The sequence below is a fragment of the Tolumonas auensis DSM 9187 genome (genome assembly GCF_000023065.1).
GTDB classification, from domain to species: Bacteria; Pseudomonadota; Gammaproteobacteria; order Enterobacterales; family Aeromonadaceae; genus Tolumonas; species Tolumonas auensis.
Genome location: NC_012691.1, coordinates 3,440,321 through 3,454,080, shown reverse-complemented (window position 1 = coordinate 3,454,080; position 13,760 = coordinate 3,440,321). Strand labels below are relative to the sequence as shown.

At 50.8% G+C, this 13,760-nt stretch carries 14 protein-coding genes; 8 read left to right on the top strand and 6 right to left on the bottom strand.

The window, feature by feature from the left end:
- The first annotated feature begins 11 nt into the window (after positions 1-11).
- Together tal and tkt are read left to right on the top strand one after the other, a co-directional pair.
- Positions 12-965 (top strand): transaldolase, encoded by a 954-nt coding sequence (tal, locus tag TOLA_RS16190; RefSeq protein ID WP_015880194.1) that lies wholly within the window; start codon positions 12-14, stop codon positions 963-965.
- Between the two features lie 23 nt (positions 966-988).
- Positions 989-2,998 (top strand): transketolase, encoded by a 2,010-nt coding sequence (gene tkt / locus TOLA_RS16185; RefSeq protein ID WP_015880193.1) that lies wholly within the window; start codon positions 989-991, stop codon positions 2,996-2,998.
- 66 nt (positions 2,999-3,064) lie between these two features.
- On the opposite strand, the gene TOLA_RS16180 is transcribed toward tkt, so the two are convergent.
- The 4 genes from TOLA_RS16180 to TOLA_RS16165 all read right to left on the bottom strand — a co-directional run bounded on the left by TOLA_RS16180 (position 3,065) and on the right by TOLA_RS16165 (position 5,233).
- A complete protein-coding gene (locus TOLA_RS16180; protein WP_015880192.1) occupies positions 3,065-4,114 on the bottom strand; it encodes an alkene reductase in 1,050 nt (349 codons plus the stop codon).
- A gap of 19 nt (positions 4,115-4,133) precedes the next feature.
- Complete coding sequence (locus tag TOLA_RS16175; protein ID WP_015880191.1) at positions 4,134-4,439, bottom strand: ArsR/SmtB family transcription factor; 306 nt, start codon at positions 4,437-4,439, stop codon at positions 4,134-4,136.
- Between the two features lie 180 nt (positions 4,440-4,619).
- Positions 4,620-4,838 carry a DUF3820 family protein gene (locus tag TOLA_RS16170; RefSeq protein WP_015880190.1) on the bottom strand — a complete coding sequence of 73 codons (219 nt, stop codon included), beginning with the start codon at positions 4,836-4,838 and terminating at the stop codon, positions 4,620-4,622.
- A gap of 83 nt (positions 4,839-4,921) precedes the next feature.
- The gene (locus tag TOLA_RS16165; RefSeq protein WP_015880189.1) at positions 4,922-5,233 is read right to left on the bottom strand and encodes a copper-binding protein; all 312 of its coding nucleotides are present in this window, start codon (positions 5,231-5,233) and stop codon (positions 4,922-4,924) included.
- Between the two features lie 170 nt (positions 5,234-5,403).
- On the opposite strand from TOLA_RS16165, the gene TOLA_RS16160 reads away from it, so the two are divergent.
- A complete protein-coding gene (locus tag TOLA_RS16160) occupies positions 5,404-6,315 on the top strand; it encodes a LysR family transcriptional regulator (RefSeq protein WP_015880188.1) in 912 nt (303 codons plus the stop codon).
- A 3-nt stretch (positions 6,316-6,318) separates the two neighbouring features.
- On the opposite strand, the gene TOLA_RS16155 is transcribed toward TOLA_RS16160, so the two are convergent.
- Both TOLA_RS16155 and TOLA_RS16150 read right to left on the bottom strand, forming a co-directional pair.
- The gene (locus TOLA_RS16155; protein WP_015880187.1) at positions 6,319-7,389 is read right to left on the bottom strand and encodes an AI-2E family transporter; all 1,071 of its coding nucleotides are present in this window, start codon (positions 7,387-7,389) and stop codon (positions 6,319-6,321) included.
- 28 nt (positions 7,390-7,417) lie between these two features.
- Positions 7,418-8,299: a DMT family transporter gene (locus TOLA_RS16150; protein ID WP_015880186.1), complete on the bottom strand. Its 882-nt coding sequence runs from the start codon at positions 8,297-8,299 to the stop codon at positions 7,418-7,420.
- A gap of 95 nt (positions 8,300-8,394) precedes the next feature.
- On the opposite strand from TOLA_RS16150, the gene earP reads away from it, so the two are divergent.
- From earP to rsmG, 5 genes are all read left to right on the top strand, one after another.
- Positions 8,395-9,561 (top strand): elongation factor P maturation arginine rhamnosyltransferase EarP, encoded by a 1,167-nt coding sequence (gene earP, locus TOLA_RS16145; protein ID WP_015880185.1) that lies wholly within the window; start codon positions 8,395-8,397, stop codon positions 9,559-9,561.
- A 34-nt stretch (positions 9,562-9,595) separates the two neighbouring features.
- Positions 9,596-10,159, top strand: coding sequence for an elongation factor P (gene efp / locus TOLA_RS16140; protein WP_015880184.1), 564 nt, complete (start codon positions 9,596-9,598; stop codon positions 10,157-10,159).
- Positions 10,160-10,221: 62 nt separating this feature from the next.
- Entirely contained in the window at positions 10,222-10,677 is a 456-nt protein-coding gene (gene mioC / locus TOLA_RS16135; protein ID WP_015880183.1) for an FMN-binding protein MioC, read from the top strand.
- Between the two features lie 551 nt (positions 10,678-11,228).
- Positions 11,229-13,118, top strand: coding sequence for a tRNA uridine-5-carboxymethylaminomethyl(34) synthesis enzyme MnmG (mnmG, locus tag TOLA_RS16130; RefSeq protein ID WP_015880181.1), 1,890 nt, complete (start codon positions 11,229-11,231; stop codon positions 13,116-13,118).
- A gap of 4 nt (positions 13,119-13,122) precedes the next feature.
- Positions 13,123-13,752, top strand: coding sequence for a 16S rRNA (guanine(527)-N(7))-methyltransferase RsmG (gene rsmG, locus TOLA_RS16125; RefSeq protein WP_015880180.1), 630 nt, complete (start codon positions 13,123-13,125; stop codon positions 13,750-13,752).
- Positions 13,753-13,760 lie beyond the last annotated feature (8 nt).

Here is a 13,760-nt window from a genome sequence, read left to right as displayed (position 1 = left end):
AAGGAGATTATATGAGCCAACTTAATGAGTTAAAAAAACATACTGTTGTGGTTGCCGATACCGGTGATATTGATTCAATTCGACAGTTTTCGCCTGAAGATGCAACCACAAATCCATCATTAGTGCTAAAAGCAGCTCAGTTACCACACTATAAGAAATTAATCGACGATGCTGTTAAATCAGCAAAAGAAACCAGTACGTCAAAGGAAGAACAACTGGTTAATGCCTGTGATCTGGTTGCCGTTAACATTGGTGCGGAAGTGTTAAAACATGTGCCAGGCAGAATTTCTACCGAAGTGGATGCCCGCTTATCTTTTAACCGGGATGAATGTATTAAAAAAGCAAGAAAACTGATCAGCCTCTATCAGAAAAAAGGTATTGATAAATCACGTATTCTTATCAAACTCGCCGCAACCTGGGAAGGCATCCGGGCAGCGGAAGAACTTGAGAAAGAAGGTATTAATTGCAACCTGACCTTACTTTTTTCCTTCGCTCAGGCCCGTGCCTGTGCTGAAGCGGATGTTTTTCTTATTTCGCCGTTTGTTGGCCGGATTTACGACTGGTATCAGAAAAACCAGCCTACTTCAGCCTACAGTGCCGACACCGATCCGGGCGTAAAATCGGTTAAAAACATTTTCGATTACTACAAACAATACAGCTATAACACCGTGGTGATGGGTGCAAGTTTCCGGAAAAAAGAACAAGTGATCGCACTGTCAGGCTGTGATCGTCTGACCATTTCACCCGCTATTCTAGATGAACTCTCCGGCAGCAATACTCCGGTGGAAAGAAAACTGACCGTCCCAGTAAAAACAGCTCTCCGTCGCCCGGCGCCAATGACAGAAGATGAATTCCGCTGGCAGCATAATTCGGATGCCATGGCAGTAGAAAAATTAGCGGAAGGGATTCGGGCATTTGCTGTGGATCAGAAAAAGCTCGAAGACATGGTCGCCGCACTTATTTAATCAGGTATTAGCTGGAGTTTTCAATGAATGCAACGTCACTAACGCACCGTAAACTCGCTGATGCGGTACGTGTATTAAGTATGGATAGCGTGCAAAAAGCCAAATCCGGGCATCCGGGTGCACCGATGGGTATGGCTGATATGGCCGAAGTATTATGGCGTGGTTTTTTAAAACATAATCCGGCCAACCCGAACTGGTTTGATCGTGACAGATTTATCCTGTCCAACGGTCACGGGTCGATGCTGATTTACAGTCTCTTACACCTGACCGGTTACGATGTTTCGATTGATGATCTGAAACAATTCCGTCAGTTGCATTCCCGGACTCCGGGGCATCCGGAATATGGTTACACACCGGGTGTTGAAACGACTACTGGGCCACTGGGTCAAGGGATCACAAATGCAGTCGGTATGGCGCTGGCTGAAAAAACATTGGCGGCGCAATTTAATCGTCCTCAACATCCGATTGTCGATCATTACACTTATGTCTTCTTGGGTGATGGCTGCATGATGGAAGGCGTGTCTCATGAAGCATGTTCGCTTGCCGGTACCCTTAAATTAGGCAAACTAATCGCACTCTATGATGACAATGGCATTTCTATTGATGGTCATATTGATGGCTGGTTTACCGATGACACTGCCAAGCGATTTGAGTCTTACGGCTGGCATGTGATCCGTAATATTGATGGCCATAATGCCGAAGCAATTCAGTCTGCTCTGGAAATAGCACGTACGGTAACAGACAAGCCTTCATTACTGATGTGTAAAACCGTTATTGGTTTTGGTTCCCCGAATAAATCAGGCTCACACGACTGTCATGGCGCGCCATTAGGAGAAAAGGAAGTCGATGAAACACGCCAGAAATTAGACTGGTCACAGGCACCATTTGTCATTCCACAAGATATTTATGACGCCTGGAATGCGAAAGCATCAGGGATGGCTCGTGAGAACGAATGGAATGCGTGTTTCGCCTCTTATCAAAAAGTATACCCTGAATTAGCCGGAGAATTTATTCGCCGGACAACCGGAAAACTACCTGAGGACTGGAACAGCAAAATGGATGATTATATCCATCAGCTGCAAGCCAACCCGGCGAATATTGCCAGCCGGAAAGCCTCACAAAATGCCATAGAACAGGTCGCGTCCTTGTTACCGGAGATGCTGGGTGGATCCGCTGATTTAAGCCCGAGTAATTTAACAACCTGGTCCGGTTCGGTTGACTTAGATAAAGATCCTGCCGGTAACTATGTTCACTACGGCGTCCGCGAATTTGGCATGTCCGCCATTATGAACGGTATTACATTGCATGGCGGGTTTATCCCGTATGGCGCTACCTTCTTGATGTTTATGGAATATGCCCGTAATGCCGTCCGCATGGCAGCGCTGATGAAAATCCGCAATATCTTTGTCTACACACATGATTCCATCGGGCTGGGCGAAGACGGTCCGACCCACCAGCCTGTAGAGCAGATGGCCAGCTTGCGTGTGACCCCGAATATGAGCACATGGCGCCCCTGTGATCAGGTTGAAACAGCCGTAGCCTGGCGTTATGCGGTGGAACACAAAACCGGACCTTCGGCTCTGGTCTTTTCCCGGCAAAACCTGCCTCAGCAAAGCCGTGATGCGAAACAACTCGCGAACATAGTCCGGGGTGGTTACATCCTGAAAGACTGTGCCAAACAACCGGATCTCATTGTGATCGCGACCGGCTCAGAAATGGATTTAGCGATGAAAGCAACTGAAGAGCTGGCTGCTCAAGGTTATCAAATCCGCGTTGTTTCTATGCCGAGTACAGAAGTTTTCGATCGTCAGAGTGATGAATACCGGGAGTCTGTGTTGCCTAAAGCCGTTAGTACCCGACTGGCAATCGAAGCTGGTATCACCGATATCTGGTACAAATACGTTGGCTTAAATGGTGATGTGGTCGGAATGAAAACCTTTGGTGAATCAGCACCGGCTGAAGAATTATTCCGTCAGTTCGGATTCACCACTGAAAACGTAGTAGCAAAAGCACTGGCTTTGTTAAAGCGCTAAACAGTAACTAACCCGTTGGAATAGAAAGAGAAAGACAGCATATTGTCTTTCTCTTTTTTATTTCACTTACAGAAAAGGATAATCGGTATAGCCTTCCGCACCGGCGGCGTACATTTTGTCGGTACGCAGTTCATTGAATGGCGCCTTCAGCTTCAGACGGTTCACCAAATCCGGATTGGCGATAAATTGCTTTCCGAAAGCGATAGCATCGGCATGACCATCATTCAAAACCTGATGTGCAGAATCAGCTGTAAACTGCTCATTGGCAATAAAAGTACCGCCAAAGGCCTGTTTCAGCATCGGCGTCAGTGTCGGCTCATTAAAATGCTCACGGGTAAAAATAAACGCAATCTGACGTTTACCCAGTTCTTTGGCGACATAACCAAAAGTTGCCGCCGGATCGCTGTCACCCATGGTATGTGAATCGCCGCGCGGAGCCAGATGCATGCCAACCCGGCCGGCACCCCAGACAGAAATCACGGCATCGGTCACTTCCAGCATCAGGCGCGCACGGTTTTCAATACTGCCACCATAGATATCATGACGCAGGTTAGTTGAACTCTGCAGAAACTGATCGAGCAGATAACCGTTGGCGCCGTGCACTTCCACACCATCAAAGCCGGCTTTTTTCGCGTTTTCTGCACCCTTGCGGTACGCTTCAACGATTACCGGAATTTCATCCAACTCCAGTGCCCGCGGTACTTCATAACCTTTCATCGGGCGCACCAGACTGACATGACCTTCTGCCGCAATCGCACTCGGTGCCACCGGTAATTCACCATTCAGATACACCGGATCAGAGATACGGCCGACATGCCATAACTGCAGCACAATCCGGCCACCGGCTTTATGTACTGCATCGGTGACCAGTTTCCAGCCTTCGACCTGTTCATCCGACCAGATACCCGGCGTATCAGGATACCCAACGCCCATCGGTGTTACCGACGTCGCTTCGCTGATAATCAGACCGGCACTGGCACGCTGCACATAATATTCAGCCATCAGCGCATTCGGCACGCGACCTTCACTGGCTCGGCAACGGGTCAGCGGTGCCATGATAATGCGGTTCGGCAGCGACAGTTCGCCCATCTGGATCGGATCAAATAAGGTCGTCATGTAAGACTCCTGAATAAAATTACAAAGCCTGTTTGATATGGGCTGTAAATTCATCAATCACCGCTTCATTGCGCTGGTAATACACCCACTGCCCCAGTCGTTTCGAGGTCAGTAATCCGGCACGTTGTAACGTGGCCAGATGCGCAGAAACAGTCGATTGCGATAAACCAGCCCGGAGATAGATCTGTCCAACACAGACACCATCAGCATACGAACTTGTCTGCTCCGGAAATTCCACTTCCGGATTTTTCAGCCAGGATAAAATATCCCGCCGGGCCGGATTAGCCAGTGCCTTGATGATGGTATCGACTTCCTGATTGTTCATAACATTTACCTGAACAGATTATCATTACTGTATATCGAAATATTTCGATATACAAATATAAAATAGATGTCCGGGCTGTTTTCTGCTGGTAATGAACAAAGAACAGTTCAGACACTGATAACGGGGATCTTATCAGGGATTACCGGATTCACTAACATGATGTCAGCGTTATAAGAAAGATTACCGCGGATTTTTCAGCGGCTTGATCAGGCTATCCAGCCCTTCAATTTTCAGTTCCAGACACAATGCCATCAGCTCACCGAGCGGGCCTTGCGGGAATCCTTTTTTGGCAAACCAGAGCAGATATTCCTCCGGCAGATCGATCAGCATCCGCCCCTGATATTTACCAAAAGGCATCGCTGTTCTTGCCAGCTGAAGCAGGTGTTGTTGTGTGAACATTTGGCAGATCCGGCAATGATGTCAGAGTGAAAGCATAACATCATCCCAGCGGCCGGCAACAAGACCCGCCGCTGGCACCCGGATTAATGAGCAGTCGGAGTGATGAACTGAATTGAGGCCTGATAAGGCGAAGTGGTGGTGAAAGTCGCATCCACGGTCTGGCCGGCAGAAATGCCAGTCAGGGTATTGTCACCATCCACCTTGTAAGTCATGGTGCGGACTGGCCAGCCCAGTTCAGTCACCGCATCCTGAGCCAGGGTAACTTTGCCATTAGCAGCATCCACTTGTTGCACAGTACCGTGTACCCGGTAAGTTTCAACTCCTGCTTGTGCTGCAGAAACAGCAAACAGAGAGAACAGCGCAACGGCAGCAATACGGGATAATGAATGTTTCATTTTAGGAACTCCAGAAAATCAATATTGGTTATTCATTGTGATATCCATCACTACATGATTTTCTTTATCATGTGACCATCTTCCGTTGGTATGTATTCACTCTATTGATTTACCAGGCGTAGATAAATAGCTTTTATGAAGATTAACTGTTTCAGAAATCGGAACAATCAATGGATCGCCTGCGTAATCTGACCGCCCTGATCGCCGTAGTGGAAAGCGGCAGTTTTGTTGCCGCCGCTCAGCGTCTGCACAGCTCAAAAGCCGCCGTTTCACGCTATATTCAGGAACTGGAAACTTATCTGGGTGTCCGCCTGTTACAGCGTTCCACCCGCCGCATCGCCCTGACTGAAGCAGGACGGGACTATTATCAGCGCACCAAACAAATTCTGGCCGATCTGGATGATGCCGACAGTGCCGCCGGCGCAAATAACAGCCGTCTGATTGGTAATATCCGCGTCAATGCTCCGCTTTCCTTCGGTACCCGCTATCTGGCGCCGTTATGGGCTGAATTTATGGAACGCAATCCGGCGGTGACGCTGGATATAGAACTAACCGACCGGCGGATTGATTTGTTGGACGAAGGCTTTGATCTGGCAATCCGCATCGGCAATCTGGCCGATTCAACCCTGGTTTCGCGCCGCCTCGCCGATAGCCACGCCGTGTTATGTGCGGCGCCGGCCTATGTGGAAAAACATGGTTTACCAGCCACCCCGGAAGCACTGACTCAGCATCAGGTGATCTCCTTTTCATACCTGCCCAGCGGCGATGTCTGGCATTTCCAGTCGGCCAGCGGTGAAGAGCGGGCCATCAGTCTGAAACCGCGAATGCACACCAATAACGGCGATACCATCCGGGCCGTTGTGTTAGCGGGTCAGGGCATCGCGCTGCAACCCATCTTCGAAATCAGCCCCGAGCTGCAGGAAGGTAAACTGCAGACCATCCTGCCCGGCTGGTTCGGGCCAACGTTTGGTATCCATGCAGTCTATCCTTCGCGTAAAAACCTGTCTCTGAAAGTGAAAACATTAATCGATTATCTGGCGGAAAAACTGGCCGGCACCGACTGGCATACCCCGGTAAAATAATCGCTACCGTGTTTGATCCGCCGCTTCGTCCGCATTCACCCAGTTTTTCAGCAAGGCATAAACCAGAGCCAGCAAAATCGGCCCTAAAAATACCCCCAGTAAGCCAAAACTAATGGCGCCACCGGCCACACCGAACAGGATCAGCACAATTGGTAACGGGCTGCTGCGGCCAATGACCAGTGACTTCACCACATTATCAATCGAACCCACGGCAAACAGGATCCAGACCGCAACAAAAATAGCCCAGCCTACCGAGCCCTGCTGATACAGCCAGCCTATCGCCGGGATCGACAGCAGCATCGGCCCGCCGGGGATCACCGAAATCAGGCTGGTGGCCAATCCCAGACTCAACGCATGCGGGATCCCGGCCAGTGCATAACCAAACCAGGCAAAGGCGCCCTGCGCAATCGCAGCACCAATGAAGCCGTTAACCACACCACGAATCGTCGTGTGGGCGACATGTAACAGGCGGATCCCTTCTTTCGGAGCGACTTTGTGGCTAAAGGCCAGCACCCAGCGATGAATGGTTTCGCCATGGGCATACAACACCCCGGCAATCAGCAGACTAATCAGCAACATCAGCATCCCGGCACCAAAAGAACCGGCCATACTCAGCATGATTTTTGCCAGCGGCGTCACCAGTCCTTTCAGCTGGTTCAGCACCTGCATATCCAGTTGCTGTAATCCCAGCCATTCGGCTTGTAACCACTCACCCGCATACGGCACATCCAGCAGCCATTGCGGTAGTGCCGGCCAGACACCGGACTCTATCTGGTGCTGCAGATCCCGCGCCAGCACTGTCAACTGCTGTGCAAATTCAACAGAAGCAAACACCAGCGGCACCATGATAAACAGCATCAGGATAGTCACCACCAGCATGGCAGCGACCCCATCCCGCCCCCCGAAACGGGCAGACAACCAGGCAAACTGATCCCAGGTCGCCGACACCAGAATGATGGCCCACAGGGTCGCCACCAGAAACGGTGCAATGACAATAAACGCCGCCCCGACAATCGAAACCAGCAGCAATAACGCAATTAATGTCTGGGTATATTCATTCAGACGGGAAGACATGGTTCCGGCTCCTTTTATTTTATGCCTGTCAGTTTGTGACTCTGTTCAGTCTGGGTAACGGGATCTGCGATAACAGCATGCCCGTCATCATCAATGCACAACCAATCCAGCCGCGCATGGGCAAGGATTCATTCAAAAACATGACACCACCCATCGCCGCAAACACCGCCTCCATACTCATGATGATAGCAGCGTGGGTCGGTTTGGCTTTTTTCTGCGCGATGACCTGCAGCGTGTAAGCAACACCGACACTGATAAAACTGGCAAACAACACCGACTCCCAGGCCAGAAAAACAGATGATAATGACGGTGTTTCCAGCCGGAATGCAACCAGCATACTTAAGACGCCACAGGATAAAAACTGTACGGCCGAGAGTTGCAGGGCATTAACCCGGCGACCGATAAAATCGATCCACAGAATATGACAGGCCCAGAATATCGCGCCGATAAACATCAGAAAATCACCCTTCGACATGGTGAAATCGGCATTGATGCTGAGCAGATACAGACCAATCAATGCGATCCCCGCCCCCAGCCAGGCATTCAGCCCGGTCACATGCCGTAAAAACAAACCCAGAAACGGCACCAGAATCATATACAAACCGGTAATGAAACCGGCTTTGGCCGCCGTGGTATAAAGCAACCCGACCTGTTGCAATGCCGCGGCAATAAACAGAATCGTTCCGGCCACCCCACCGGCTAACCAGACGGATGTTTTCGCCGCAGTCGTCGTGGCAACCGCTTTTTTGCGCGAAAAAAACCAGATCAGCGGTAACAATGACGCCGCACCCAGCAGAAAACGCACCCCGTTAAAGGAAAAAGGTCCCATGTGATCCATCGCCACCCGCTGGGCAACAAAAGCAAAACCCCAAATGGCCGCAGTGACCAGCAACATCAGATTAGCGTGCATATTTCTCTCTTCATTAATGCGAAATGCGTCCGTCCGGCTATTCTGCCTGATTTTCTGCTACGATCCCGCCACTATCTTGCCGGATGATAAACCTTATGCCTCAGACTGCCGCTTCTTACTGGGATATTTTCTGTACCGTGGTCGATAACTACGGTGACATCGGTGTGACCTGGCGTCTGGCTCGTCAGTTAGCGAACGAGTATCAGCAACCGGTCCGCCTCTGGGTGGACGATCTGCACAGTTTTCAGCGCTTGTGCCCGGCTCTCGATCCCGCCTTGTCTGAACAACAAATTGATAATGTGCTGATCGGTCACTGGAATGATCCTTTTCCGGCCAACTGGCAACTGGGAAAAGTGGTAATCGAAGCCTTTGCCTGCGAATTACCACGTAGCGTGCAGCAAACGATGCAACAGATGGAAAAACCGCCGGTCTGGCTGAATCTGGAATACCTGACCGCAGAAAGCTGGATCGATGACTGCCATGGCCTGCCTTCCCGGCAGCATCATCTGACCAAATATTTTTTCTTCCCCGGTTTCAGTGCCCGAAGTGGCGGTTTACTGTGCGAAAACAACCTGTTTGCCGAGCGGGATCGCTGGCAGCAGCAAAACAATCTCCGGCAGCAATTCTGCTGTGAGCGGGATCTGCTGCCACCGCAGGAAAATGAACTGTTTGTCAGCCTGTTCAGCTATGAAAACAGCACTCTGCCCGCCCTGCTTGACTGCTGGCAACAGAGCCCGACGCCGGTACGTTGTCTGATCCCGGCTGGCCGCAGCCTGAACAGTTTGCGCACACTGCTGCCGGCCGATGTCTGTCAGGCCGGAGGACGCTGGCAGCAAGGCGCACTGACGCTGGAAGTATTACCGATGACCGATCAGGCCGGGTATGACCGACTGCTGTGGAGCTGTGATTTTAACATTGTACGCGGCGAAGATTCCTTCCTGCGGGCACAATGGGCCGCCCGTCCGTTCCTCTGGCATATCTACCCTCAGGAAGCAGACGCACATCTGGAAAAGCTGCAGGCATTTCTTCAGCGCTATACACAAAATATGCACGCCGGACTGGCTGCCGCGGTACAACGGTTGTTCATCCACTTTAATCAGGAACAATCACCAGAACTTAAGCAGACCTGGTCAGAGCTGCAAATATTCTGGCCAGAATGGCAAAAACAGGCCCGGCACTGGCCGCAGACTGCATTTGCTGGTGGAAATTTAGCCAGTCAACTCGTGCAATTTGTGGAAAAACAGCTAGAATGTTGCGCGTAAATATATAGCTAAGCTCAATTCAGGAATTGAACACATGAAAATCGCTCAGGAAATCCGTGTCGGTAACGTAATCATGATCGGTAAAGACCCTATGGTCGTACTGAAAACCGAATTCAACAAATCCGGCCGTAACTCTGCCGTCGTTAAAATGAAAATGAAAAACCTGCTGTCTGGCGCAGGTGCTGAAACTGTGTTCAAAGCAGATGATAAACTGGACACCGTACAGCTGGAACGTAAAGAATGTACTTATTCTTACTTCGCTGATCCAATGTATGTGTTCATGGATACTGAATACAACCAGTACGACATTGAAAAAGAAAACCTGGGCGACGTACTGAACTACCTGATCGACGGTATGGAAGACATCTGTGAAGTTACCTTCTACGATGGCAAAGCGATCTCCATGGAACTGCCAATCACTATCGTACGTGAAGTGGAATACACTGAACCATCAGTACGTGGCGATACTTCCGGTAAAGTAATGAAACCAGCTAAGCTGAAAGGTACTGATGCGACTATCTCTGTTGCAGATTTCGTTAAAATCGGCGACAAGATCGAAATCGACACCCGTACCGGTGAATTCAAACGCCGCGTGTAGTCTTATCTGCACAAATGCGTATCTAAAGGAGCCTCAGGGCTCCTTTTTTTTAAGGAGCAAATATGGCGCATATCGATATCATTATTGGTTCCACCCTCGGTGCCGCTGAATATGTGGCGGAACACCTGGCTGAACAGCTGCAGGCACAGCAGCACAGCACAGAGCTGCATTATCAGCCTGATCTGAATAACCTGCTGGCCAGCAAAGGGTCGGATACCCTCTGGCTGATTGTGACCTCCACGCACGGTGCCGGACAAGTTCCTGATAACCTGCAACCGTTTACGCAGGATCTGGCACAACGGCAGCCTCAACTGGCGGATCTCCGCTACGCCGTCGTCGCGCTGGGCGACAGTAATTACGATACATTCTGTGCAGGTGGCCGTCTGCTGGATCAGTTAATGGAACAGACCGGTGCTCAGAAAGTCGGCGAACGACTGGAAATTGATGTCACCCAACATGACATTCCGGAAGATGCCGCCGACATCTGGTTCTCCGAATGGAACATGCTGCTGAACTGATCATCCTCCGCTTCAGGGGATCACCACCATCACGTGACCAGATCCCTTTTTCCGCTTATGATCTTATCCACTTCCGTAAACGATCGTGCCGCAGAAAGCCTTGCACAGATTTATCCACAGTTCACTGACAACTCGATCATCATAAAAAACCAGATACCCACAGATTAGGATCATGAAAAAAAGTTTTGTGCATAACCACCCTTAAACCCTCTGAATAAGCTCTTTTTATCCTATTAACAACTAGATACCTCAGATAGGTCTGTGTATAACATGCCTGGTTATGCTCATGTTCAACCGCTCTGGATCCCGGAAAAACCACAGGATTGGATCCACCCCAACACCTTGATCAATCTGATCATTTTTAAGTTATTCACAGATACCCTCGATCTATATAATAAAGATCAATAAGAAGATCATTAAAAGATCCTAGATCTAATTAGCAAACGCATTCTCCCCTAAGATCGTTCTTTGATTTTATTGATCCGGTAAACCCGCTAGAATATGCGCCCCACTGAACAACGATCCTTGATGGCAGAAATTGGAGTTTGCATATGCAGTATCATGATCAATTCGATGTGATTGTGGTTGGCGGAGGTCACGCTGGCACAGAAGCCGCAACCGCAGCAGCACGTATGGGCATGAAAACCCTGTTGCTGACTCACAACATTGAGACATTAGGACATATGTCTTGTAATCCGGCCATCGGAGGGATCGGTAAGGGCCATCTGGTCAAAGAAGTGGATGCCATGGGCGGCATCATGGCACAAGCCATTGATCACGCCGGGATCCAGTTCCGCATTCTGAATTCATCCAAAGGCCCGGCCGTACGGGCAACCCGGGCACAAGCGGATCGCCTGCTGTACAAACAAACCATCCGCCATACCCTGGAAAACTACCCGAATCTGCAGCTGTTTCAGCAAGCCTGCGATGATCTGATCCTGGAAGGCGATCGTGTCTGTGGTGTCGTGACACAGGCGGGGATCCGTATTCTGTCCAAAACCGTGGTACTGACCGCGGGCACCTTCTTAAACGGCCTGATCCACATCGGTATGGAACATTACCGCGGTGGTCGCTCCGGTGATCCGGCCTCGGTAACGCTGGCAGAGCGCATGCGTGAAATGCCACTGCGTGTTGGCCGGTTAAAAACCGGTACCCCGCCCCGCATTGATGCGCGTTCGGTGGATTTTTCACAGTTGCAGATGCAACTGGGTGACGATCCGGTGCCGGTATTCTCCTATCTGGGTAAACCGGAACAGCATCCGCGCCAGGTACCCTGTTTCATCACCCATACCAATGTGCAGACACATGATGTGATCCGCGCCAATCTGGATCGCAGTCCGATGTATGCCGGGGTGATCGAAGGGATCGGCCCGCGTTACTGCCCGTCGATCGAAGACAAGATCATGCGTTTTGCCGACAAGGACGCGCATCAGATCTTTATCGAACCGGAAGGTTTGACCACGCATGAACTCTATCCGAACGGCATCTCCACCAGCCTGCCGTTTGATGTGCAGGTACAGATCGTGCGTTCGATGAAAGGCTTTGCCAATGCGCATATTGCCCGCCCCGGTTATGCGATCGAATATGATTTCTTCGATCCGCGGGATCTGAAACCGAACATGGAAAACAAATGCCTGCAAAACCTGTTTTTTGCCGGCCAGATCAACGGCACCACCGGTTACGAAGAAGCGGCTGCACAAGGCATGTTGGCCGGGATCAACGCGGCACTGCGGGCTCAGGATAAGGATCCGTGGGCACCGCGTCGGGATCAGGCCTATATCGGGGTGCTGATGGACGATCTCTCCACACTGGGTACCAAAGAACCGTACCGCATGTTTACCAGCCGGGCGGAATACCGTCTGCTGCTGCGTGAAGACAATGCTGATTTGCGTCTGACACCGGTTGGCCGTGAGCTGGGTCTGGTCAATGACGAACGCTGGGCGTTCTTCAACCACAAACTGGAGATGATGGCACAGGAACAGCAGCGTCTGCAGGACACCTGGATCCAGCCGCAACATCCGGCCACCGAAGGTTTGAACAAGATCCTGAAAACACCGCTGAGCCGTCCGGCCAGTCTGGAGGATCTGCTGCGCCGTCCGGAAGTCAATTATCAGGATCTGATGGCGATCGAAGGCGTTGGTCCGGGGATCGAACATCCGCAAGCATCGGAACAGATTGAAATTCAGGTCAAATATGCCGGTTACATCGATCGCCAGCAGGATGAGATCGACAAACAGCTACGCCATGAAGAGACGCTGTTGCCACTGGATCTGGATTACAGCGAAGTACCGGGATTGTCGAAAGAGGTGTGTATCAAACTGAACGATACCAAACCGCAGACCATTGGTCAGGCGTCCCGTATCTCCGGTGTCACCCCGGCGGCAATTTCCATTTTGTTAGTTCATCTGAAAAAACGCGGCCTGCTGCGTAAATCGGCCTGATAATATGCAAACATTACTTCCGCAGCTGGAATCACTGCTGCAACAAGCCAATATATCGCTGTCCGATCAGCAGAAACAGCAACTGCTGGCGCTGGTCGGGTTGCTGCACAAGTGGAACAAGGCATACAATCTGACTTCGGTTCGTGAACCGGAAGCCATGCTGGTCCGCCATATCCTCGACAGCATCGTGGTGGCACCGTATCTGAACGGCAGCCGCTTTATCGATGTCGGCACCGGACCGGGCTTGCCCGGTCTGCCGCTGGCGATTGTGCAGCCGGACAAGCAGTTTGTGTTACTGGACAGTCTGGGTAAGCGGATCCGGTTTATCCGCCAGGTTATTCTGGAACTGGGTCTGAAAAATGTCGTTGCCGTGCAGTCGCGGGTGGAAGAATTCCATGATGAAACCGGCTTCGATGGTGTACTGAGCCGGGCTTTCGCCTCACTGAATGATATGCTGAGCTGGTGTCGGCACCTGCCGGCCCCCCAGGGCGTTTTTCTGGCGCTGAAAGGTCTTTATCCGCAGGATGAACTGGAAAGCCTGCTGAGTGGTTTTGAGCTGGTTTCCGCGCATCGTCTGGATGTGCCGCAGCTTGATGCCGAACGTCATCTGATTATTGTGAAAAAACAACTTTAGGATCCGCA